The 24041-nt window shown below is 36.9% G+C and carries 27 protein-coding genes and 1 tRNA gene; 5 read left to right on the forward strand and 23 right to left on the reverse strand.

All coding sequences use genetic code 11. The features are described 5' to 3' along the window. Positions 1–5: 5 nt before the first annotated feature. From FC19_RS04740 to asnB, 12 genes are all read right to left on the reverse strand, one after another. Complete coding sequence (locus FC19_RS04740) at positions 6–854, reverse strand: cell division protein FtsQ/DivIB (protein WP_057875842.1); 849 nt, start codon at positions 852–854, stop codon at positions 6–8. A 31-nt stretch (positions 855–885) separates the two neighbouring features. Then, the gene (gene murG / locus FC19_RS04745; RefSeq protein WP_057875843.1) at positions 886–1986 is read right to left on the reverse strand and encodes an undecaprenyldiphospho-muramoylpentapeptide beta-N-acetylglucosaminyltransferase; all 1101 of its coding nucleotides are present in this window, start codon (positions 1984–1986) and stop codon (positions 886–888) included. Next, on the reverse strand, positions 1983–3359 hold the full coding sequence (gene murD, locus FC19_RS04750) for a UDP-N-acetylmuramoyl-L-alanine--D-glutamate ligase (RefSeq protein ID WP_057875844.1): 1377 nt from the start codon (positions 3357–3359) through the stop codon (positions 1983–1985). The genes murG and murD overlap by 4 nt, the downstream gene beginning before the upstream one ends. 44 nt (positions 3360–3403) lie before the next feature. Further along, complete coding sequence (gene mraY, locus FC19_RS04755; RefSeq protein WP_057875845.1) at positions 3404–4366, reverse strand: phospho-N-acetylmuramoyl-pentapeptide-transferase; 963 nt, start codon at positions 4364–4366, stop codon at positions 3404–3406. A 3-nt stretch (positions 4367–4369) separates the two neighbouring features. Then, positions 4370–5854: a UDP-N-acetylmuramoyl-L-alanyl-D-glutamate--2,6-diaminopimelate ligase gene (locus FC19_RS04760; RefSeq protein ID WP_057875846.1), complete on the reverse strand. Its 1485-nt coding sequence runs from the start codon at positions 5852–5854 to the stop codon at positions 4370–4372. A gap of 16 nt (positions 5855–5870) precedes the next feature. Further along, on the reverse strand, positions 5871–8021 hold the full coding sequence (locus FC19_RS04765) for a penicillin-binding transpeptidase domain-containing protein (protein ID WP_057875847.1): 2151 nt from the start codon (positions 8019–8021) through the stop codon (positions 5871–5873). Further along, on the reverse strand, positions 8018–8383 hold the full coding sequence (gene ftsL, locus FC19_RS04770) for a cell division protein FtsL (protein ID WP_057875848.1): 366 nt from the start codon (positions 8381–8383) through the stop codon (positions 8018–8020). The genes FC19_RS04765 and ftsL overlap by 4 nt, the downstream gene beginning before the upstream one ends. Before the next feature lie 18 nt (positions 8384–8401). After that, on the reverse strand, positions 8402–9355 hold the full coding sequence (gene rsmH / locus FC19_RS04775; RefSeq protein WP_057875849.1) for a 16S rRNA (cytosine(1402)-N(4))-methyltransferase RsmH: 954 nt from the start codon (positions 9353–9355) through the stop codon (positions 8402–8404). A gap of 10 nt (positions 9356–9365) precedes the next feature. Then, complete coding sequence (gene mraZ / locus FC19_RS04780) at positions 9366–9797, reverse strand: division/cell wall cluster transcriptional repressor MraZ (protein ID WP_057875850.1); 432 nt, start codon at positions 9795–9797, stop codon at positions 9366–9368. Between the two features lie 268 nt (positions 9798–10065). Beyond that, on the reverse strand, positions 10066–10434 hold the full coding sequence (locus FC19_RS04785) for a DUF3397 family protein (protein WP_162261182.1): 369 nt from the start codon (positions 10432–10434) through the stop codon (positions 10066–10068). A 4-nt stretch (positions 10435–10438) separates the two neighbouring features. Then, entirely contained in the window at positions 10439–11638 is a 1200-nt protein-coding gene (gene dapG, locus FC19_RS04790; protein WP_057875852.1) for an aspartate kinase, read from the reverse strand. A gap of 36 nt (positions 11639–11674) precedes the next feature. Then, a complete protein-coding gene (gene asnB, locus FC19_RS04795) occupies positions 11675–13558 on the reverse strand; it encodes an asparagine synthase (glutamine-hydrolyzing) (RefSeq protein ID WP_057875853.1) in 1884 nt (627 codons plus the stop codon). A 205-nt stretch (positions 13559–13763) separates the two neighbouring features. On the opposite strand from asnB, the gene FC19_RS11315 reads away from it, so the two are divergent. After that, a complete protein-coding gene (locus FC19_RS11315; RefSeq protein ID WP_083488357.1) occupies positions 13764–13883 on the forward strand; it encodes a DUF4044 domain-containing protein in 120 nt (39 codons plus the stop codon). 584 nt (positions 13884–14467) lie between these two features. Here FC19_RS11315 and FC19_RS04800 read toward each other — a convergent pair. Then, on the reverse strand, positions 14468–14677 hold the full coding sequence (locus FC19_RS04800) for a MarR family transcriptional regulator (protein WP_057875854.1): 210 nt from the start codon (positions 14675–14677) through the stop codon (positions 14468–14470). A 251-nt stretch (positions 14678–14928) separates the two neighbouring features. Here FC19_RS04800 and FC19_RS04805 point away from each other — a divergent pair, with 251 nt between their 5' ends. The 3 genes from FC19_RS04805 (at position 14929) to FC19_RS04815 (ending at position 16421) form a co-directional block, all read left to right on the forward strand. Further along, positions 14929–15246 carry a helix-turn-helix domain-containing protein gene (locus FC19_RS04805; protein WP_057875855.1) on the forward strand — a complete coding sequence of 106 codons (318 nt, stop codon included), beginning with the start codon at positions 14929–14931 and terminating at the stop codon, positions 15244–15246. A gap of 43 nt (positions 15247–15289) precedes the next feature. Further along, positions 15290–15727, forward strand: a complete 438-nt coding sequence (locus tag FC19_RS04810; RefSeq protein WP_057875856.1) for an ImmA/IrrE family metallo-endopeptidase — start codon at positions 15290–15292, stop codon at positions 15725–15727. 385 nt (positions 15728–16112) lie between these two features. After that, positions 16113–16421: a hypothetical protein gene (locus tag FC19_RS04815; protein WP_057875857.1), complete on the forward strand. Its 309-nt coding sequence runs from the start codon at positions 16113–16115 to the stop codon at positions 16419–16421. Between the two features lie 129 nt (positions 16422–16550). Here FC19_RS04815 and FC19_RS04820 read toward each other — a convergent pair. Further along, positions 16551–16622, reverse strand: a tRNA-Asn gene (locus FC19_RS04820). A 94-nt stretch (positions 16623–16716) separates the two neighbouring features. Then, a complete protein-coding gene (locus FC19_RS04825) occupies positions 16717–17019 on the reverse strand; it encodes a hypothetical protein (RefSeq protein WP_057875858.1) in 303 nt (100 codons plus the stop codon). Between the two features lie 650 nt (positions 17020–17669). Between FC19_RS04825 and FC19_RS04830 the strand changes: the two genes are divergently transcribed. Continuing rightward, the gene (locus tag FC19_RS04830; RefSeq protein WP_420805486.1) at positions 17670–18617 is read left to right on the forward strand and encodes an ISL3 family transposase; all 948 of its coding nucleotides are present in this window, start codon (positions 17670–17672) and stop codon (positions 18615–18617) included. A gap of 177 nt (positions 18618–18794) precedes the next feature. Here FC19_RS04830 and rplS read toward each other — a convergent pair whose 3' ends face one another. From rplS to ftsY, 8 genes are all read right to left on the reverse strand, one after another. Then, positions 18795–19145, reverse strand: a complete 351-nt coding sequence (rplS, locus tag FC19_RS04835) for a 50S ribosomal protein L19 (protein ID WP_057875859.1) — start codon at positions 19143–19145, stop codon at positions 18795–18797. A 99-nt stretch (positions 19146–19244) separates the two neighbouring features. Beyond that, positions 19245–19982 (reverse strand): tRNA (guanosine(37)-N1)-methyltransferase TrmD, encoded by a 738-nt coding sequence (trmD, locus tag FC19_RS04840; RefSeq protein ID WP_057875860.1) that lies wholly within the window; start codon positions 19980–19982, stop codon positions 19245–19247. Then, on the reverse strand, positions 19982–20497 hold the full coding sequence (rimM, locus tag FC19_RS04845) for a ribosome maturation factor RimM (protein WP_057875861.1): 516 nt from the start codon (positions 20495–20497) through the stop codon (positions 19982–19984). The genes trmD and rimM overlap by 1 nt, the downstream gene beginning before the upstream one ends. Positions 20498–20564: 67 nt before the next feature. After that, on the reverse strand, positions 20565–20813 hold the full coding sequence (locus tag FC19_RS04850; protein WP_057875862.1) for a KH domain-containing protein: 249 nt from the start codon (positions 20811–20813) through the stop codon (positions 20565–20567). A gap of 11 nt (positions 20814–20824) precedes the next feature. Then, positions 20825–21100, reverse strand: a complete 276-nt coding sequence (gene rpsP, locus FC19_RS04855) for a 30S ribosomal protein S16 (RefSeq protein WP_057875863.1) — start codon at positions 21098–21100, stop codon at positions 20825–20827. A 121-nt stretch (positions 21101–21221) separates the two neighbouring features. Continuing rightward, positions 21222–22655, reverse strand: coding sequence for a signal recognition particle protein (gene ffh / locus FC19_RS04860; protein ID WP_057875864.1), 1434 nt, complete (start codon positions 22653–22655; stop codon positions 21222–21224). Between the two features lie 16 nt (positions 22656–22671). Then, positions 22672–23010, reverse strand: coding sequence for a putative DNA-binding protein (locus FC19_RS04865; RefSeq protein WP_057875865.1), 339 nt, complete (start codon positions 23008–23010; stop codon positions 22672–22674). 22 nt (positions 23011–23032) lie between these two features. Further along, entirely contained in the window at positions 23033–24040 is a 1008-nt protein-coding gene (gene ftsY, locus FC19_RS04870) for a signal recognition particle-docking protein FtsY (RefSeq protein WP_057875866.1), read from the reverse strand. Position 24041 lies beyond the last annotated feature (1 nt).

The following is a 24041-nucleotide window of genomic DNA, read 5'->3' on the forward strand; positions in this document are numbered from 1 at the left end:
ATTTTTTAATTTAGTGGATATGAATAAGCTCCAACTTCAAAATCAACAAGTATTTTATTACTATTTTTTGCTTTGATGTCTGGGTAGTATGCCATTTTTCTAGCAAAAGTTGAAATCGTGGCAATTATCTCATTTCCATCGTTCATATAAATTTTAATTCTTTGCTCGTTGACATCAGTCGGTGTATAGTGAATCTCAGACATCGCATTGCGCAGGTTAGGCGAAAGACGAGCTACCTGCTTTGCCAAAGATGACAACTCGTTCCGATTTTTAAACTGATAATAAAGCGGATAGTTTCCTTGTGCTTCATCACGTGCAATCTTAGAAATATTACCAAAACTGTTCAAAGAATAGTATTTTCCTTTTTTTGCCACATATCCAACAATTGGAGACTCACTCACCTCGTAACTAATTGTTGTTCCGCTAATGACAAGCTTAATATCCTTAATGTCAGAAACCTGTTTTTTTACTTTACTTTTTATTTCTTTTTCATTGAGAAAAGTCCTTATAAGTAAATTACCCTTTCGAACACCACCAGCTTTAACGACAGCCTCCTTAGTAAGCGTATCGGTTCCAGAAACTTCGATTTTCTGAACTTTACTAGCTGGGAGAACCAAATATAAAGACATTAAGCCTAACAGGGAGAACACAAAAAGATTACAGATTAAATGCCTCTTGAGAACTTTTCGCCGCTGTCTGACTAAATCAGGCAACTTGTTCCCGATTCGCTTTTTATTGAAGAATTGGTGTTTCTTCCACTTCGATTTTTTTTCCCGCTCCTGCTGTGCTTTTTCCCAAGGAGTAAGGGGACTAGCATTTTGAGATTTAAGCTTAGAGCGCCTTAATTTCTTCATCTCAGTCACACTCCCCTTTTCTTAATACTTGTTATCTATGAGAATCGGCAATCAACTGTGTAAGAATTTCAGTTATTTTGTCTGCTGCATCAGTCGTACCTGCTTTTTTAGCGTTCTCGCTCATCGTTTTTTGAAGGTTATCGTCCAACATCAACTTGTTAATCATAGCTGCCAAACTTTTTCCATTCAAATCCGCTTCTTTAATCATTTCCGCAGCTCGGGCACTTACCAAGCTTTGAGCGTTGTGCGTCTGGTGATCATTAGTTACATAAGGGCTTGGAACCAAAATAGAAGGTATCCCCAATGCCGTTATTTCTGCCAAACTTGTTGCTCCAGCGCGGCCGACAATACAGCTGACCTCAGGAAGGATCGAAGGCATATCCGGTATATATGGTTCGACGGCAACATTTTTAGGTGAATTTTCACCAATCATTTCTTTGATTTTGTCAAAATGAACACTTCCCGTGACAAATAAAATTTGATAGTCTTTGTCCTTTAAAAAGGGAAATGATTCAACTGTCGCCTCGTTTATTCTCCTCGCTCCACGTGATCCTCCAAATATTAAAACTGTTTTCTTATTCGATACTAACCCATAATCCTTAAGCCTATTGCTCGGCTTCATTCCAACAACTTGCTGGGCACGAGGGTTTCCTGTGAAAATAACTTTTGAGGCTGGAAAATTTTTAACAGCTTCTGTAAATGAAATACCTATTTTATCAACAAAATGACTCAAAAATTTATTTGTAACTCCAGCCACACTATTCTGTTCATGAATAAAGGTTGGGATCCCCATTCTTGCTGCAGCATAAACCACCGCACCGCAAACAAATCCGCCTGTCCCTACAACAACATCAGGTTTAAATTCTTTTAATATTTTCTTAGCTGTACGAACGCTTTTCAAAAAAAGATACACTGTCCTGAAATTCTCAAGCGACAATGATCGTTTGAAGCCTTGAATTCTAATAGTCTTAAAAGGAATGCCTGCATCTGGAACAATCTTATTTTCTAATCCCTTATGCGTACCAACATACAAGATTTCGGAGGAAGGTTCTTTTTTCTTCACAGCATCAATCAAAGCAAGTGCTGGATATATATGCCCCCCGGTGCCTCCGCCTGAAACTAGTAACCTCATTTTTCTTCCTCCGCTTTTTTAACCAGCTTTTCAATTGTATTAATATACATGTCGCCACGAACCTCAAAAGTCGGATATTGATCCCAACTTGCACATGCAGGTGATAGAAGAATAATGTCGCCTTCATGACTCATCTTATAAGCTAATGGAACAGCTGTAACAACATTTTCTGTATGTTTAATGTCACTTATCCCAGCTTTTTTCCCAGCCTCTGCCATTAAATCTGCAGTTTCTCCAAAAACAATCAAACTACGCACATTTTTAAAGTATGGTATTAAGCGTTCAAAAGTAAAACCTCGATCAAGTCCGCCTGCCAACAAAATAATCGGCGCTTTGAACCCAGACAATGCTTTTTCTGTAGCCTCCGTATTTGTTGCTTTTGAATCATTATAAAATTTACGCTTGTTGAATGTTGTCACGTATTGTGTGCGATGACGTACACCCGAAAAAGTCTTTAAAACCTCAACGATACTTTCGGTAGTTTGACCCATCAATTTAGCAACTGTTAATGCTGCTAGCGCGTTCTCAACATTATGCGATCCTGGAACCTTTATATCATCAGCGGCCATTATTTTTTCATCGCGATAGTAGAGAAAACCGTCTTTTTCGTACGCACCAGTCTCTATCTTGTCCTGCCGTGAAAAAGGAATGACCTTCGCACGGGATTGTTTGCTTAAATTTCGCCATTCTTCTGAATCCCAATTAACTACAAAGAAGTCACTTTTATCTTGGTTCATCGTAATTCGCATTTTTGCTTTAATATAATTTTCCCGCGTTCCATGATAGTCTGTGTGTGCTTCATAAATATTAGTTAACACAGCAATGTGAGGGTGTAGTTTTGTAATCCCCAGCAACTGGAAGCTTGATAGTTCACTGACCATGACATCTTCTGGAGCAGCCTTTTGAGCAACCACTGAAGCAGGAATACCAATATTACCTGCAACATAGGCGCGTCCTTTCTGGCGGTCCTGGTTAAGCATTAGAGAAATCATTGTCGTTGTTGTTGTTTTACCATTCGTACCGGTTACACCAATCATTTGGGCCTCAAGTACTTCATATGCCAATTCTGGCTCAGTAATAATCTGTATGTTTTGCTTCACTGCAGCGCTAACTAATATATTTGAATAGGGAATTCCCGGATTTTTAACAATTAATTCGGTTCCATCCAAAAGGCTCAACGGATGACTTCCCGTAATAACTCTTATCCCAGCATTCTCAAGCTCAGTAACAATTGTCTCATCTTTCGGTTTTTTTAAGTCATTGACTGTCACCTGTGCACCTAATTTATGTAACAGCTTAGCTGCATTAAAACCACTTTTCCCTAAACCAATTATGAGTATGCGCATATTTTTGTAATTTGTGATTTCTTTCATTTTCAAAGACTTCCTTATAAATTATGTTAGCTTACATTAATACTTTATACACTTGTTAGCAGAAAAACTGCTCCAGCGATAATCCCGATAGTCCAAAAAGTTAAATCAATACGCCATTCACTCCAACCGCACAATTCAAAATGATGATGTATGGGACTCATTTTAAAAATTCGTTTACCCGTTAATTTGAAAGAAGCGACCTGTAGCATAACACTAACCGTTTCAACTACAAAAATAATACCAACAATTAACAACGATAATTCATGATGAAGCAAGATTGATACTGCTGCTAATGCCCCTCCAAGTGCTAATGATCCCATATCACCCATAAAGATTTTTGCAGGTTTATGGTTAAATATCAAGAAACCCAACAAAGCTCCCATAACGGTTAAACAAAAAATTAAAATATCAATCTCTTGTTGAACATACGCGGCAATTGCATATGTTCCAAACGCAATAATCGACTGCCCAGCAACTAAACCATCAATTCCATCAGTTAAATTAACTGCATTCGAAAAACCAACGAGCCAAAAAATTACAAAAAGAACATATAGAAAGCCAAGTGGAATTTCATAACCAAAGAAACTGAGTGAAAGTGGCAGTCCTTCATGTAAATAGACCAACATAAATACTATTCCGCCAATAATTTGCCCTAAAAGCTTCTGCCACGCCTTCAGACCTTCATTCTGTTTTTTCCAAAGCTTGATAGAATCATCCCAAAAGCCTAGTAAACCATATAAAATCAAAATAAACTCTAAAACAAGAACTCTAGCTGTTAGTTCCCTCATTATAAACGGAATTAAAATTCCGCTAATTACGATTGCACCGTTGAAGACGAGTCCACCCATTGTGGGAGTCCCAGATTTTTTTTCGTGCCACTTGGGACCATCTTCTCTAATCATCTGACCTTGATTCTTTTTGTGTGCATAATTAATGAATATTGGTAAAAAAACAACTGTAATAATAAAACTACTGATAATGGGCACTACTACCTCTAATCCTATCATTGCCTAAACTGCTCCTCTTTTCTTGAATGCTCTCTCAGCTTCTTCTACGTCATCAAAATGATTCTTTTTCCCCTTAATAATCTGATAATCCTCATGACCTTTACCTGCGATCAGTACAATATCACCAGATTGTGCTTTATTAATGGCGTATTCAATAGCTTTTCGCCGATCAATTATGACCTTTACACTGCTATTTTGAGAAATGCCCTGAAGCATATCATCAACAATTTTTTGAGGGTCTTCTGAACGCGGATTATCAGAAGTGAAGATTGGGTAATCACTATACTGCAATGCTATTTGAGCCATCTTGGGTCTTTTACCATGATCTCGATCTCCTCCACAGCCGATAATACAAAAAACCTTTCCTTTTGCAAAATCATTAATCGTTTCTAAAGCATTCAGCAAGCCGTCCGGTGTGTGTGAGTAATCAACTATTGCGCTAACTCCTGAGGAAGATGGTATTAACTGCAACCGTCCCTTGACACCTTTAAAAGATGACAAAACAGATATAATTTTACTTGGATCTAATCCAGCGGCATATGCTGCCGCAAAAGAAGCCAAGATATTATAGACATTAAATAACCCTACCATTTTAACCTTCAAATGCTGTTTTTGGTCAAAAACACTCAGGTCAAAATCGGTTCCTTGACTATGGATAACAACATTTGAAGCTTTGATCATCGCCTCATGTTTAATTCCATAAGTTAACACAGGGGCAGACGTATCTTCTTCCAACTTTCTCCCCATAGGATCATCAATATTTAAAATTGCAACTTTGCTGTTCTTTTTAAAACCATATTCATTACCAAGCTGGGAAAACAATAAACTTTTAGCATGAGCATAATTAGCCATTGTTTTATGGTAGTCTAAATGATCTCGCGTTAGATTAGTAAAGACTGCAATATCAAAATCAATCCCCCAGACCCTTCCCTGGACAAGCGCAATAGATGAAACCTCCATTGCAACAGAAGAAACATCTTGTTTATGCATTTTGCTCAAAGTGCGCTGCAATGTGATAATATCAGGTGTTGTATTTTTTGTAGGAAAAATCTTATCACCAATACGCCGGTACATTGTTCCGATCAGTCCAGTTTTTTCACCTTGTTCACGGAAAATTTCTTCAATAATATGCGTCACCGTCGTTTTTCCATTTGTACCAGTCACACCGATCATTCGCATTGCTTTACTTGGAGAATCATAAAAACAATCGCTCAAAATTGCCATTGCCCTGTTTGTATTTTCAACATAGACAACAGGAACATTATCACAATCTACCTTTTTTTGAGCAATAATCATTGCCGCACCTTTTTTTACAGCCTCAGCCACAAGTGTATGCCCGTCAATTTGAGAACCGACAATTGCAATAAAGACACTGTTCTGTGACACTTCACGTGTATCTTGTGTAACTGCTGAGACCTCGAAATCGCCATAACTGGCTGGTTCAACTTTTTTAAACTTCAAACTTTCAATCAATTTACTTGCTAACATCTTTACCACATCATTCCTACTTTAATTGTACATTTACTGTTTCAACACCACTAAGTGACTTATTCGTTGCGACACTCTGTGAACTTACATATCCCGCCCCCGAGATGTTGAACTTAATCCCTAGCAGACTAGCTAATTTTAACACATCGCTCCGTGACCAACCACTGATATCTGGCATAGTCTTTTCACCATTTGTCAAAATAATTATACGTTCCCCTGACAATAAGACACTATTTTTAGAAACAGATTGTGCAATAATTTTATTTCCGTTCCCGATTGTTGTTACAAAAAGTCCTGCCCCACTTAATTTCATTTTAGCTGCTGTTGTGCTTTTACCAACAACATCTGTAACTTTTATCTGTGGAGTAGAGGTTGTCGTTTCCTTGTCCTCTTCCAACGCCCGTTTCATGACAGGATTAAAAATAGATGCCAGCATTTGTCCAGATGTTCCACTCCCCATTGTCGAAGGTTGCTTCATCGTTACATAGAGAATATATTTGGGATTAGTTGCAGGAGCCATCCCTACCACTGAGAAAATATAGTTTGTATTCCCCGTCAAATAACCAGTTCCTGAAGAATTCCCGATCTGTGCCGTTCCGGTTTTTACACCTATTCGATATCCATCAATCTTAAATGCTGAACCAGTTCCATTTTTGTCATAAACAACATCCTGCATCATTTCCAATACTTTATTAGCTGTTTCTTTTTTTATAGGCTGACCAACAACATCAGTTCCGTTCTTTAAGATTACCTTGCCATTATTAGGGTTAACAACTTTTTTTACAATTTGCGGTTTAACCATCTTACCACCATTTGCAATTGCAGAAAAAGCCTGCATCATCTGGAGACCTGTTACTGTAACACCTTGTCCGTAGGCTGTATTGGCTTGATCAATCGGATATTTATATTCGATACTCCCACTAGCTTCATTAGGCATGGCTGAACCTGTAGATTTCAACAACCCAAAACGCTTGATATATTTTAACCAGACCTTACTCCCCATCGCTTGTTCCAGATGAGCCATCCCAACATTAGAAGAGCGGACAAAGGCATCTCGGTATGTAATATAGCCCCATCCATTTGTATCCCAGTCATCAATTGTTTTTCCATCAATTTTATACGTTCCAGATTTAAAAGTACTGCTGCTATTGTATACCCCACTATCAATCGCGGCAGACATTGTAAGGACCTTCATTGTTGAGCCTGGTTCATAGCTGTCTTCTGCCAAAGTGTTTCTCCAGACCTGATCAATTCCATCTTTAGTTTGCGCATTAAAAGTTGGACGCTGACTTGCAGCAACGATTTCTCCAGTATGAGCATTCATCAAAATTGCGTTTGAAGAAGCAGCATGATACTTATTTTGAGCTTGCGTCATTAACGTTTCTAAATACGTTTGCAATCTAGAATCGATAGTCGTATAGACATTATCGCCGTCCTTTGCCTTTTGTGTTTTTATTTTTTTACCTGGAATGGGGGTGCCATGAATATCTTTTTCAAAACTTCTAACGCCATTCACACCTGTCAGATCGCTATTGAATGCCTTCTCCAGCCCCATAACCCCTACCATTTTTCCAGATTCATTCTCTGCAATTCCAACAATATGAGAAGCAAAGATTCCGTTTGGATAAAGTCGTGCCTGTGATTCTTTAAAGTTAATCCCAGTTATTCCTGCCGCTGCTATTTTTTTCTTAGTTTCAAGTGAAATATTTTTACCGGCATTACTCAATTCAACTTGATAAGTATCTTTATCTACTGGGTTCAAAATTTTCTTTACTCTTTCATAATTGATCGGCAAATTTTTGCTTAGGACTCGCGCTGCTCTATCCTTATCTTTATCAGCTAAGTACTCCCTTTTCCCAAAAGCAACTGCCTTTTTAGAAAGAATGATATAAATCGAATAGGTTGAAGTGTCTTCAGCTATTGGCTGGTTATCAGCATCATAAATCGTTCCGCGTTGAGCTTTTACTTCAGTTTTTGTTGCATAAAGCTGGGCAGCTTTTTTCGGAAGATTCACCCCATTCACGTTCTTGTAAATTCCAATATAAAAAAAACGACTGATAAATACCACAAATATCAATCCTACAATAAAAAAAACTCCTATACCAAAGTGTTTTCTATTATATTGCCACTCGCGTTTATCTATCTGTCGTTTATTTTTTAGACTCATTTGTTAACATTCCTTATATTCTGCTCATTCATCGTCAACCCGACTTCTTTAGCAACCTCCATTAAACGGCTGCGACTTGATAACTCACTAACTTCTTGCTTCTTATCAACATTCTTATTTTGGGTACTTGTAATTTTTTGATTAACATTTTGCAAATTATACTGTGCTTTTGACAAAGCAATTTTTGAAGAAACCACACTTATCATTAGACACATCACTACCAAGCTTGCCACTGTAAGCACAGTCATTTCAAGGCGTGACATTGGAACATGACTTGTTTTCTTTTTTATTTCAGTGTTATGTATTGGAGTTGTTTTATTTTCTGGTTGTACTTCTAATTTTCTTACCGCATTTTGTGGCATCATATCACACCCTTTCGTTTATTTAATTGCAATTCGTTCAATAATCCGCAGTTTAGCTGAATGTGCCCTGTGATTAACAGTTAATTCTTCTGGCTGAGGTTTAATTGGCTTTTTGTTCACAAGTCGATATGCAGGAAGCTGATCTTTAGGGATAACTGGCAACCCAGGAGGAAGATCAGGCATCTGGCTTTTTTCTCTAAACATTGATTTTACAAGCCGATCCTCAAGGGATTGAAAAGTGATTACGCTTATTCTTCCGCCCACATCAAGCATCTCTAATGCCTGTGTCAATGACTCCTCCAACGCACCTAACTCATCATTTACAGCAACTCGAATTGCTTGAAAAACACGTTTTGCTGGGTGACCGCCCTTGCGGCGAGCACGTGCCGGAATGGCTTCTTTAATAATTTCAACAAGCTGATCGGTCGTTGCGATTTCTGCAAGTTCCCGTTTCTTCTCAATGTGACGCGCGATTGACTTAGCGTATTTTTCTTCACCATAACGAAAAAAAATCCGAACTAGTTCTGCATAGCTCCACTCATTAACAATCTGTTTAGCATTCAGGCTTTGGTCTTGATCCATTCGCATATCGAGCGGTGCACTATAACGATAGCTGAATCCACGTTGTGCATTATCAAACTGCGGAGATGAAACTCCCAAATCATACAAGACACCATCCACATGCTTAATCTCTTGATCGGAAAGCTGTTTATTTAGTTCACGAAAATTTGCTTTGATAAAAGTCAGCTTTTTTTCTTTCAAAGCAAAAGCTAATTTTTCCCGATTAAAGTCAATTGCTACCTGATCTTGATCAAATGCAAACAAATGTCCTTTAGACGAAAGTTCGCTCAGAATTTGCTTGCTGTGTCCACCACCACCTAAAGTACAATCCACATAAACTCCATTTTCTTTTACAGCCAATCCCGCGACAGCTTCATGAAGAAGGACCGTTGTATGCTCAAAATTATCCACTTGTTCTTCCTCACAATCCAAAATCAATCATTTTTTCTGCAATGTCATCAAAGTCTGTTTCCACTTCTTTTGAAAACTCATCCCAACGTTCTTCTGCCCAAATTTCGAATCTATTCGAAACACCAACAACGACACATTTTTTTTCTAACGCCGCATGCACACGCAGCGATTTAGGAACACTGATTCTACCCTGTTTGTCAAAATCACACTCAGTAGCGGCAGAATAAAAGAACCTGACGAAAGCACGTGCATCTTTTTTTGTTAATGGGAGTTTCTGCAGTTTTTCTTGAAGGAGCTCCCATTCATTCTGAGGATAGCCAAATAGACATCCATCCATTCCTCTTGTCATTACAAAATTATTCCCAAGATCATCACGAAATTTTGCCGGAATAATTAGACGACCCTTGGAATCAATTGTATGTCGATATTCCCCCATAAACATGAAGATGCACCTCCCCGACAGTACTACACCTTGATATTACCACAATCCCCCACTTTAAGCCACATTTTCACACGTCATTACCACCTTTGTTATTTACTTGTAAAATTCAACTATACCAATCATAAATCTTGTATTTAATTTCGTTAGTTTTTTTGCAGAATGTTGAATAAGCAAACTGTCCAAAACTAAAATCAAATACAAAAAAAACAGTTGGAAAGTGATTTAGATACACTCTCTAACTGTTTTTCGTTTTAATAAAAATTTATCATTATATTTGACCTGTTATTTTAAGAACAAGCAGGCCACAATAAATAACAATGACCACAAGATCGACACAGCGCCAGTAGCGTAAAAAGAAAGTACTGTAAATTAACTCTCCTTTTATAAAAACATCTACTAATGTCATAAAAAATCCCCAAACCGCCATTCCAAGTAAAATATAGGGAATGATAGAATTACCACTTTTATCAAGCGTAAGAAAATAGATGCCTATAAACATAAAAACTGTCATTATATCGACTGCCAATATTTTTTTGGGGAAAAACCGCGAAAATTTATTTTTCCCTAGAGAAATTAACACCCAGATAACTATTAAAATCAGCGGTTGATAATACCAGATATCTAATATTGATTCCATTTTATTAATCATCCAATAAAAATTTATCATGCAGGACATTTACTGCTTCTTCTAAGTCTTTTTGACGAACTAATACCCAAATAGTGGTGTAACTATCTGTCGTTTGGAGTATTTTGATATTTTTTTGTGAAAGAGCCGAAACAATTTTAGCTGTTATTCCAGGGGTGCCCATAATTCCAGCTCCAACAATCGAAACTTTCACGCAATCACTAATACTTTTAACAGGTATTTTCTTATCTGTCAGCAGCTTTTTAGCTATTTCTGCCTCTTCTTGTTTTAGATTAAAAACAATTTTTTCAGGTAAAATATTAATAAAATCGACACTTAAATGATTTGAAGCTAACAAATCAAAGATTTTTTCAGAAGAATAGTCAACCGTAGATACGCTGAACTGCGTTAAACCTAATTGATGTGCAATTCCTGTTACACTCCTATAGTGTTGGATCGAAAGGTTACGATCAGAAACAAGTGTTCCTAGCTCATCAAGCCCATCCCAAGTTGATCTTATTCTCAAGGGAACGTGAGCCTGCTGCGCAACTTCTACAGCACGCGGATGAATAACTTTAGCACCTTCATGCGCCATGTTTGCTACTTCTTCATAACTGACATTTTTTAAAAAACGAGCTTTCTTAACCAATCTTGGGTCAGCGGTCATCATTCCAGCCACATCTGTGAAAATATCGACCCTTTCAGCACCAAGAGCCGCCCCTAGCAAAGCAGCAGATGTGTCGCTCCCGCCACGACCCAGCGTTGCTATATGTCCTTCCTTTGATAAGCCCTGAAACCCAGCGATTACTACAACATCATTAGTCTTGAAAGCATTCATAATCCCATCAGTTTTTACATCAATTACCTTAGCATTTTGATACTCATTACTAGTTCTGAAGCCTGCGTCTGGGCCATTCATCGCTGTTGCCGAAAAGCCTCTTTTTTTCAATAATTCTGTAAAAACAGCAGTTGAAATAACTTCACCAACTGAAACAAGCATATCAAGTTCACGTGCATTCAACTTCGTTTTTTCACCATCAATAAGGCTCAGCAAGGAGTCGGTCGCATAGGGCGCTCCCTTACGGCCAATAGCAGAAACAACAACCGCAACTTTATAGCCCGCAGAAACAGTGTAACTAACATGTTCAGCAGCTTTACATCTTGCTGCATAGTCTTTTACAGATGTCCCACCAAATTTTTGAACCATTATTTTCATAGCTTTTTCTCCCCTGATTCAATATAAAAATGCTAATTATTCCAGTTGCTGTGCGGCTTGAGAATCCATCAAATCTGGACTTTCAACATAGATTTTGTACCATGTCATAAAAGTTAAAATCGTCCAAAGCTTACGCGAATTATCTTTTTTCTGTTCTCGATGATCTTCCAATAACTTTAAGAAATATTTTTTATTAAAATATTGTTCGGTTTGAGATTCATTTATAATATTTTTGGCCCATTCGTACATTTCATCACGTAACCAAAAACGAATAGGAACTGGAAATCCTAACTTCTTACGATTTAGGACATGGTCAGGAACCACACCTTCAGCAGCTTTACGTAAAATATATTTGGTTGTCCCATGTGCTATCCGCAAATCCGCGGGAATTTCACTAGCAACAGCAAATACCTCTTTGTCTAAAAATGGCGTTCTAAGTTCCAAACTGTGAGCCATTGTAGTTCTATCGGCGTTATGCAGCAAATCACCGTTCAACCACGCATGCACATCAATAAACTGCATTTTACTTATTGGATCATAGTTAAGCGCATCACGATAAAATGGTTTTGTTACAGATTGCAATGGATGTGAATCATCATAATTTTTAATAAATTGATGCTTTTCCTGTTCATTAAAAATAAAAGCATTCCCAACATAACGATCTTCAAGTGGTGTTGTTCCGCGCAAAAGAAAACTACGCCCTTTGACTCCTTCGGGCATCAGATGCGCTATTTTATTTAAAATACCATTGAGTGGTTTAGTGTAACGGAAAGGTTTGAGTGATTCGGGTTCATGGTAAATCGTATATCCACCGAATAACTCATCCGCTCCTTCACCCGTCAAAGCCACCTTAACACGTTTACGCGCATCTCTAGCAACAAAATATTGTGGAACTGCAGCTGGATCGGCTAAAGGATCATCCATACTCCAAACAAAGTGTGGGAAGACCTTCATAAATTCTTCTGGGGTGATAATTGAACTATAGTTCTTAACTCCCAATTTCTCCGCCGTTTCTTTCGCCACATCAATTTCACTATAACCCTCGCGCTGAAAACCAACTGAAATTGTTTCAAGCTGCGAGTTAAAGTGTTTAGCTATAGCAACAATAATTGAAGAATCAATCCCGCCAGAAAGAAAAGAACCAACTGGGACATCCGCACGCATATGCTTTTCAACTGAATCGAATAAAACATCACGGACCTTTTTGATATATTCATTTTCAGGACGGATAACCGGCTTAAACTGTGCATAATAATAACGCTTTTCCTTGACTTTTTCATCTAACTTTTTAATCAGATAATGTCCTGGTTCCAACATTCTTATCTCTTGAGTCAAAGTTTCTGGTTCAGGAACGAATTGAAAGGTCATATAATCCTGTAATGCACTCTGATCGAAAGTTTTCTGTTGCATAACTTTGTAAATAGCTTTGCTTTCCGATCCATAATAAAAATTGTCACCAATTATTGCATAATAAAAAGGCTTTATTCCAAAATGATCACGTGCCGCAAAAAAAGTTTTTTCCTGACGATCCCAAATAACAAAAGCAAACATGCCTCTGAAAAAATTCACACAGTCTTCCTTATGTTTAGCATACATTGCCAGAATAACTTCAGAATCAGAATCAGTTTTAAACTCATAACCCTCTTTTTTCAATTCAGCACGCAATTCTAAATAATTATATATTTCCCCATTAAATGTCATCCAATAACGCTCGTTATCGTAAGAAAGTGGCTGGTGACCGCCTTCTAGGTCGATAATACTTAAGCGTCTGAAACCCATTGTAATATTTTTATCTTCAAAGTATCCATCATCGTCAGGACCGCGATGGACAATCATTTTGTTCATTTTTTTAATCATTTCATTATATTTTTTTCCAGTGTCTTTTTCAATATCAGATAAACACCCTACGAAACCGCACATAATTTGCACCTCTTCTGGTTATTTTTCCACTCGCTATATTATAATTGTTTATCTCATTGATTTCAATTTGTTTCCCATTTCATAAACCTTTTTTCATCTTTTCTCTTAAAGTTAAAGAAACCCTTACTGTCCCTTTAATACATTTGACATAATCAAGTCAACAACTGTATAGTAAATTGTAAAATAATTGAAAGGTGAATATATTTTGGCTAAAAAAAAGAAAAGTCGCTTTCAAAAAATAACCATGTTGGTTGTTTGGGTCATGATTATCGCAACATTAGGGACCGTGGTTTTATCTGCTATCTTCTCAGTCATGGGTTATTAACCAACCTTGCAGATAATATAATCAACTTATCTCCATTAAAAACATTTTAAACTAACTAAGATTGGATGGGGTCAGGTAAAAATTTTTGCCTGACCCCATCCAATCTTAGTTTATAAATTGACCAATCTTTTCCACTTAGACATTAGTTACTTGCATAGTCAGGCACAAACCATATTAGTGCTTCATCGGCAATGATCGGGAAGACCAACTCCACCGATTTTATTTTCTGTCTTTTAATTCTTTTGAAAATGACTTCAGCTTTTAAGTATAACCCGTGAGGCTTTACATTTATCGCAAATTTTCAGCTTGACATATCGTCTTAATATCTTCAAACAATTAAACTCTATCCTTAGTAGACAACCTCTAACTTTTAAGTTGTTAGAAAATGTTCTTCGCAGCAGATCCCCTAATTGTAATTAAAGTACTGCTAATGCAATTTCTATTCATTTTTTAAGACTTACAAACTTGGTTTTAGATGTCTAAAAAACGTATTTTATTTTTGTAACAGAATTTCAAACATCTTTTCTCTCAAAAATACTTTATTTTGTGGCATCAACGAGCATTTAACCCAGAAATGTTATTTTTTAATTATCCATTCCAACATATCTTTTTATTTCTTCTAATCTTTTTTTAGTATTGTTTGAATTAGCAACACGTCCATTTATTAGTTGGTTAACATATGGTTTGGAAAGCCCAAAATGTTTTGCAATATCTGTTTGTGAGCTTGGTTTAATCCCCATTCGCTTGTTACGCTTTAAACATATTAAAATAGCATCAGCAAATTCATATGACATAATTTACACCTCTCATTGTGCAGTTATCTAGTTACCTAAAATGTTAGTTAATTTGTTTGACGATACTCAAACGTTATTATAAAATCAACGATAAGCATTGATTCAAAGTGTGGAAAACAACTTACGAGAACCAATTCATTTTACTTAAATTGAATTTTGTTTTCTTCATCAACATTATACTAACTTATATGTTAGTTTTCAATGCTTTTTCTAACTTTTTAGTTATAAACATTATACTTAGGAGACTTGAGATGACTGCTGTTGACCGTATTAAAAAATTAGCTAAAGATCATAATATGTCCGTTTATGAATTAGAAGCTGAACTAGGATTTGGCCGTAATACTATTTATCAATGGAATAAAAGAACCCCTTCAGCTGAACGAATTAGAAAAGTTGCTGATTACTTTGGGGTATCGTTAGATTACATCATGGGGCGTTCACAAAATAATGATCCCCATCCTGAAATTGATTTGGCAGATACGAAAGATGTCATATTGACTTTTGAAGGCAAAACGATCCCTGAGGAAGATATAGAGTTAATTCAGAAACTTTTACGTAAAAATGATTAGGAACAACCATTAAAAATCTTCCCTTTGGTAGGAGAGGAACAGTATGCAAAATTGGATTTTAGATTCCTTATTACGTAAAGCAAAATTTCTTGGAATCCGCGTTGTTTGGTCAAGTGAGTTAAAACAAGATACTCCTCCCACAGCCTCTTTTAAATATAGGAGTGTTGTCATGAATGAAAACTGGCACAATCCTGATGAAATTACTTTTCAATTAGCACATGAAATCGCGCATATTCTTACTGGGGATCGTTATGATTCAGCGTTATATGAACAAACTTTCAACCACCACGCTTTGATTGAACATAAAGCAGATCTTGGTGCCATAGAGCTTCTCCTTCCGTATTACTGCGAAAATGTCAACTCAGCTATTGCAAACTCTCCTGACTTTGTCAGATTACTTCATATTCCTTCACACCTAACAGAAGATGTAACAAAGTTAATGTCTCTATATTATGAGAAGAAACAAACTACACACACTTAATTACTACCTTCAATTTATTCAAAAGATATAAAAGCTACTCCCCTCAATATTTTGCTTCCCATCATTTAGAACTTAAATGGTATTATATTATAAATTTCCTTTGAGTTTAGGACAGTTAGGATTTTTATAAATTAGATCTTCATCTAATTTATTCACTATGAACTGCGATACTAATCTTATAACTTAAACTTTTATACAATCATCAAAAATAACTTAATTTCAAACTTTTAAAAAACGTATATTTCTTTTTTTATATATTTTAATATAATTTAAATCTATTATTATTTATTATTTTAAGTTAAATGAAATTACTATACTGTCGATTATTAGAGTAATATTGTTTTTGGGAAAAACAACTATTAATTAATAATCGGAGGTAATTTTCATGCACATCAAAGTAAAATTTTTTACGTTAAAAGGGATAAGAATATATAAATATCAAGGTGAAAATGTCAGACTATTGTTGGAATATAAACCTGATGGTACATTCAAACAAATTGTTCTACTAACAAAACAGTGTACGATCAATGATTATCCTTTTGACCTCTCACTCAAAGGTGGATTGTTAAAAATCACTGCGTCTAATTATGAATCAAAGACTTACTTAAATACGAATGAAGAGGAGTTTCAAAACGCTCTCACCAACATCAACCGTGATATCATTGGAAAACTGACTGACAATATTCTATTCTAAAAATTTAATTTTTCCCTAAACAATAAAAAACCCACCTTCTTATAAAGAAGATGGGTTCTTAAAAACTCATTTACATAAAAAACAATCTAATCCCCAAAACACTGTTGGAGAACTATCACCAATTAATCACTGCTCAGGTAGGATTCGAACCTACGACCTCTTGATTAACAGTCAATTATTCTACCACTGAACTACTGAGCAATTAACAACATTATAATTTATATCATAATATTTGTTTCATGTAAATAGAAAAACAATTATTTGCTCAAAAATATTCTTCTGCAAAAAAATTTAATTATTGAATAATATTATCTTTTATATTATCAAAAAGAACCTTATCAATTTTAAAAGCATTTCTAACATCGATTTTACTCAATGAAAACTTACTTGGTTCCTTGAGAAGGCTACTACCATCCATATTTTTTATACTGTCTATTTCCAAGTGATTTTCATTAGAAATAATAATCAATGATCCTTCTCCACTATAATATGAACCATTAGGTGACTCATCTATCAACTCATTATCAGTGCCTCTGTACACACCTTGCACTTCTTTACCATCAACTAAAAGTGTAATTGGTTTTATGACCTTAGCCATTTCTGTATCCCCCTAAATAGTTTATCTAATCAAACACATACCTTAATAATGGACAAGGGCACTATACAGCATGTGTACAGTGCCCTCTAATCAAGTTAGTTACATCAAATTTCTTTAAAACTTTATTACAAGAACCGAATCCAAACTCTAGCTTCCACCGATTCCGCCCCAACCTCTACGGAATCATTACAGTTCCCAGACTGCGCCTCTATCATGAAAGATCCTTACAAATTAAAACCCGATCTATAAATTAAATAACGCTCAATGTGAATTAAGTATACCACAGATTAACCAATATTCCTAATATTATTCTTTAGGACAAACCATCTGTGCTTCTTAATATTTCAAAATTAACAGGTGATATACTTTAGAAAAAAAGGTTCTACAATAATTGTTGTTGGTAATAGATTTCATCTATTATTAATGACAGTTTTTTTGTATATTATTATTAAACACAAAAAAGCGGACATTCCTGTCCATTCATTAAAACCAACCACGACGAAGATTCTAGAGAAAGAAGGAAATGTCCTTATGTGTAATGATACTACCAAATTGTTGCTAGGTATAGAAGATAAGCATATAAAAATTATGGATGGCGTAAAACAACCGTTCGCTTCGCAAAAATACTAGGAAACAATGTCATCTTACACTTGAACCGAAGAAACTTTCATTGTAAACAGTGCCAGACAACCTTCTTAGCTCAAACTGATTTAGTTCCGAAACACTGTACGATTTCCAATCCAACACGAAAAGAATGCTTAGAGAAACTTGAAGAACCGGTATCTTTGAAGCACATTGCTAATGAGCTATCACCATCTGACTCCTTCGTTGGTCGGGAACTGATGCATGCGGTCCGGGACTTTCGGTCGAATTGGCACTATTTACCTGAAGTCATCCTGATGGATGAGATTAAAAGCACTAAGTCAGCCACAGGTGCCATGAGTTTTGAGTCCATGGATGCGCAAACGCATGAATTAATTGACCTATTGCCGTTTCGAACCATTCATCAACTAGAGAAGCACTTTTTTCACTTTGATCAAGCTGCCAGAGAAAGAGTCAAGGTTATCGTTACGGACATGAATTATACCTATCTCAAACTTGCTAAAACAGTCTTTCCAAACGCAATCGTGGTCATGGATAAATTCCACATCATCAACGCCCTTAATCGCGCGTTTAACAAGACTAGAGTCAGACTGATGAAACAGTTTGCCCCTTCTTCCCGTGAATTTCGCGCGCTTAAAAGCTACTGGAAACTATTGTTAGTACCTTCTGAACAGCTGGACTTTGAACATTTTCATAAATGGACCAATTTTCCTTACTGGATCACTGCTACAGACGTCGTTCATAGTCTGTTATCCCTTGATTCCGAACTTAAACAAACTTATGAAGTCCTAAATCACTTGCGAACAGCTATTCAACACAAAGACTGGAATAACTACAATGCCGCCTTCCGGAAAGCCGAAGGCTTTTCTGAGGAAATGAGCAGTATCATTGAAATGCTTCAAACCCATCATGAGGAAATCTATAATACCTTTATTACTCAGTATTCAAACGGTCCTTTAGAAGGATCTAATAATAAAATCAAAGCAATCAAATGAGCCAGCTTTGGGTATCGCAACTTCTTTAGATTTAGAATTCGGGTACTATATGCTTTTAAAATTAATACAAAAAGAGCCCTAATCACAAAGTGATTAGAACCCTAATATATGGGTTCACCAACAACAGTTGATGAAGAGTCGAAAAAGCCCTGCTTCCGCAAGGTTTTCCAGCAATTTTTATTTACGACGTTTCTCAGGAATACGAGCAGCTTTACCATGTAATGCACGCAGGTAATAAAGCTTAGCGCGACGAACACGTCCCTGATGAACAACTTCAATCTTTTCAACACGTGGTGTGTGAACTGGGAATGTACGTTCAACCCCAACACCATTACTAATTTTGCGAACTGTATATGTTTCACTAACACCTTGTCCACGACGCTTTATAACGACACCTTCAAAAAGCTGGATACGTTCACGTGTACCTTCAACAATACGTGCATATACACGCACGGTATCTCCTGGACGGAAATCAGGAATATCATTACGTAATTGAGATTCTGTAATCTTTTGGATCAATGGATTCATTTTTTTTCTTCCTTTCACCGACATTCATATCCAATTGCAGCGGAATATCGTTACTGTGGCATAAGCCGAGTTTTATTTTACCATAGACCTTATTTTAGTTCAAGACCTGCCATATTTTTTCAAGTCTCTCAACCATTTTTTTTGCATATCATTTAGTTCAATCTTATTCAAAAGGTCTGGACGCCTTTCAAAAGTTCTCTTCAAAGATTCTCTTTGACGCCAATCATCAATCTTTTGATGATTGCCACTCAACAGCACATCAGGTACCTTTAACCCCCGGTATTCTGAGGGACGTGTGTATTGGGGGTATTCTAATAAGCCGTCCGAGAACGAGTCACCAGGCGCTGACTCGTTGTTTCCCAGTGCCCCTGGCAACAATCTGACTGTGGCGTCAATAATGACCATAGCGGCCAATTCTCCACCTGTCAAGATATAGTCACCCAGAGAAATTTCATTCGTCACTCGCGATCTAATACGCTCATCATATCCTTCATAGTGCCCACAAATAAACGTAAGATGATCTTTCATCGAAAGTTCTGTAGCTAACGTCTGATCAAATTTGCGCCCCGCTGGATCAAGTAAAATAACATCCCCAAGGTCCTTGTTTTTTTCTTCAACTGCATCTAAAGCATCAAATAAGGGCTGAACTTGCAAAAGCATTCCTGCCCCGCCGCCATATGGATAATCGTCGACATGGTGCTGCCGATTTTGAGTATAATCGCGATAGTTGGTTATATCTACATCCACTATATTTTTTTCAATTGCTTTACCAACAATTGATTCATTAAGCGGACCTGTAAACATTTCTGGAAACAAACTTAAAATATCAATTTTCATCAATCATCCAACCCATCTAAAAGCTCAACGCGCACTATACCAGCTTCAATGTCCACTTGCTTGATAACATCCTTAATAGCTGGTAAAAGAAGATCCTTTCTGTCAGTTCTCTCTACCACCCAAACATCATTTGCACCTAAGCTAAGAATTTCTTTTATTGTTCCAAGAGATTGATCATTTTCATCAACAACATGTAATCCAACAATTTGATGATGATAATAGCTTCCATCTGAGAGAGCTTCTTGATCTTGTCCAGATATCATCAACTTCTTATTTTTATACTTCTCCATTAAGTTAATGTCTTCCATTCCCTCAAACACTAAAAGCTGGAATTGTTTGAAATTTCGGGCACTTTTTATTTTTAAGCTAACTATTTTTTCACCCTCATTTTGAAGAATATAGAGCTTTTTGCCCTTTTTAAAACGCTCAGTTGCAAAATCAGTTGTAACAGCGACCTTTACCTCGCCCTTGATACCATGGGTATTCACAATTCGCCCAACTTCATAGTACTCCATTTTTTCTCCTTTCTACTAAAAAGAAAACCTCTAAACAAAACATTGCTGCTTCATCAGGAGGTTTTCATTAATCATTTATAATATTCAGACGAACGCGATGCGAATCGTCTCTGCATACACTATACACAACAGTTCGAATAGCTTGTGCTATTCGACCGTGCTTTCCGATCACTCGACCAGTATCACTGGGGGCAACCCTTAAATTAAAATCAATAAAATGACCTGCCTCAACAAGCTGTAGATCAACCTTGTCGGGTTTAGCAACTAGTGGTTCAACAATCGTTATAATTAATTGTTTTGCATCCGCTTCTGTCATTTTACTCAACCTTATTTCTTGGAAAACTTAGCTTCATGAAATTTCTTCATGAGTCCTTCTTTAGCAAGAATATTGCGTACAGTATCTGATGGTTGAGCACCATTGCTCAACCAGTTTAAAATACTTTCTTCTTCAAGCGTTATTTTTTCAGGTTCTGTTAATGGGTTGTACGTACCGACATTCTCAATAAAGCGACCATCACGTGGTGAACGTGAATCTGCAACAACGATTCGATAGAACGGACGTTTCTTGGAACCCATACGTTTCAAACGGATTTTAACTGACATTGAAATACACCTCCTAATATCTTCTTAACGATAAATAATATACCAGTAATTCAAGCTGGTGTAAAGCATTATTTCTTGACAGACACAAAAAAATGCTTTTTACTAGCCCTAAATAGCGCAATTACTTGCGCTTTCTTTTGCTTCGTAATCTTTTTAATTTTCTTTTTTTGCTTTTACGCGCCATGGAATTCATTGACATTTTAGCAAGCTTTCCAGAAATACCCTTCCCAAACATACCTTCCATTCCGGAAAAGTTTCCTTTCGACACTTTATTCATCATTTTCTTCATTTGATTGAATTGCTTGATCATCCGATTGACCTCTTGGACAGGGCGACCTGAACCGGCCGCTATCCGCCTGCGCCGGCTAGGATTCAGCAAATCAGGATCTTCACGCTCCTTAGACGTCATTGAATAGACAACCGCTTTAGTATGTTCAATGTCTTTAGGGTCTACCTTAATATTCTTCAAAGCTGGATTATTAGCCATTCCTGGAATCATTTTGATAACATCTTCCATTGGCCCCATCTTTTGTAACTGCTCCATTTGGTCAATAAAATCATTGAAGTCAAAACTATTTTCGCGCATTTTTGACTGTACTTCCAGAGCTTTTTTCTCATCAAAGTCCTGTTGAGCTTTTTCGATGAGGGTCAACATATCCCCCATTCCAAGAATACGTGAGGCCATACGGTCTGGATAAAAAAGATCCAAATCTGTCATCTTTTCGCCTTGACCAATAAACTTAATCGGTTTGCCTGTTACCGCACGGATAGACAACGCTGCACCACCACGCGTATCGCCGTCTAATTTCGTCAAAACGACCCCTGTGACGTCGAGTTGCTCATTGAAGCCCTTGGCCACATCAACCGCATTTTGACCGGTCATTGCATCAACAGTCAGCAAAATTTCGTTGGGAAGTGCGAGTTTCTTTATTTCCGCTAACTCATTCATCAGCTTTTCATCAATTTGGAGACGTCCCGCCGTATCAATGATCACATAGTCATTTTTCTTTTCCTGCGCAAATTCTAGTCCCTGACGAACAATTTCAACTGGTGAAATGTCTGTTCCCAATGAGAAAACCGGAACTTTAATATTTTCACCAAGTATCTTCAATTGGTCAATGGCAGCTGGCCGATAAATATCTCCAGCTATCAATAAGGGGCGCGCATTTTGTTCTTTTTTTAATTTTAAGGCTAGTTTACCGGCAGTCGTTGTCTTCCCAGCACCTTGCAGCCCAACCATCATAATGATAGTTGGAATTTTAGGAGCTTGGTTAAGTTGGGAGACCTCTGACCCCATAACCTTGGTCAACTCGTCATTAACAATTTTAACAATCTGTTGCGCAGGTGTTAAACTTTCTAAAACTTCTGAACCAATAGCTCTTTTTCTGACTTTTTTGACAAAATCTTTAACGACTTGGAAGTTTACATCAGCCTCAAGTAAAGCTAACCGTATCTCACGCATAACTTCTTTTACATCTGATTCACTAACCTTGCCTTTACGCTTTAATTTGCTAATTGCAGTTTGTAACCGTTCAGTTAAACCTTCAAATGCCACTTCTAGCCACCAACTTTCATTCTTCTAAATCTTCTAATTGTTTCATTAAGCTCAATAAAGCTTCATCATCTGCATAATTCTGCTGAACATAATCCATAAGTTCATCAATTTTATTACTCTGCAATTGAAATCGTCGTAATAATTGCAGTTTTGACTCATAAGTTTCAAGAATCTTCTCGGTCCTCTTTATATTATCATAAACAGCTTGCCTTGAAACGTTGTAATTTTCGGCAATCTCGCCAAGAGAATAATCATCCCGATAATAAAGTGCGATATACACTACTTGTTTTTTCGTTAATAATGGTTCGTAAAACTCAAAAAGTGCGTTTATTCGATTCGTTTTCTCAATTGCCATTTTCACTCACACCCATTTTTGATTAACTTTCAGAATTTTCATCAAGCAGTCCTTTAAATAAACCTAAAACAAACTCTTCAGGTTTGAAATCACGCAGATCGTCCATTTGCTCCCCTAGTCCAACCAATTTAACTGGTAAATGTAATTCATTACGAATTGCTAACACGATACCTCCACGCGCTGTTCCGTCCAACTTTGTTAGTACAATTCCCGTCACATGTGTCACATCTCGGAATTGCTTAGCCTGCGTCAATGCATTTTGTCCCGTTGTTGCATCAAGAGTTAATAGAATTTCTTGCGGTGCATCTGGAATTTCACGTGTAATAATGCGAGAAATTTTAGCAAGTTCATTCATTAAGTTAACTTTATTTTGCAAACGGCCAGCCGTATCAACAAGTAAGATATCATAATTGTCATCCCTAGCTTTTTTTATTGCATCAAATACAACAGACGCCGGATCACTCTTCTCTGGTCCACGAACAACGGTAACATCAACACGTCGACCCCACTCGACCAGTTGCTCAGTTGCACCTGCACGAAAAGTATCTCCAGCAGCCAACATTACTTTCTTGCCTTCCTGCCTGTATCGATGTGCTAGCTTACCGATTGTGGTTGTTTTTCCCACTCCGTTAACACCAACAAAAAGGAAAACCGTCAATCCCTTTTCGGAGAAATGCAGCTCTTTATCTTCATTTTGACCTTCTATTTCATATAAATTAACTAATTTTTCAATAATTGTTTGTGAGACTTCAGACTTTGACTTTACGTTTTTTAATTTGACCTCCTGCTTCAATTCATCACTGATTCTAACAGCAGTGTCAAAACCGACGTCAGCTTCAATCAAAGTTTCCTCTAGATCATCAAAAAAGTCTTCATCGACCGTCCTAAAATTTGCAAACAATTCATTAAGTTTGTCACTAAAGGTTTTGCGCGATTTTTCGAGCCCTTTGTTATACTTTTCTGAATCTTCATTTTGTTGTTCTTTCTTTTCACCACTAAAAGCACGTTTTAGTTTATCAAAAAATCCCATT

This window comes from Liquorilactobacillus aquaticus DSM 21051, assembly GCF_001436755.1.
Taxonomy (GTDB): Bacteria; Bacillota; Bacilli; order Lactobacillales; family Lactobacillaceae; genus Liquorilactobacillus; species Liquorilactobacillus aquaticus.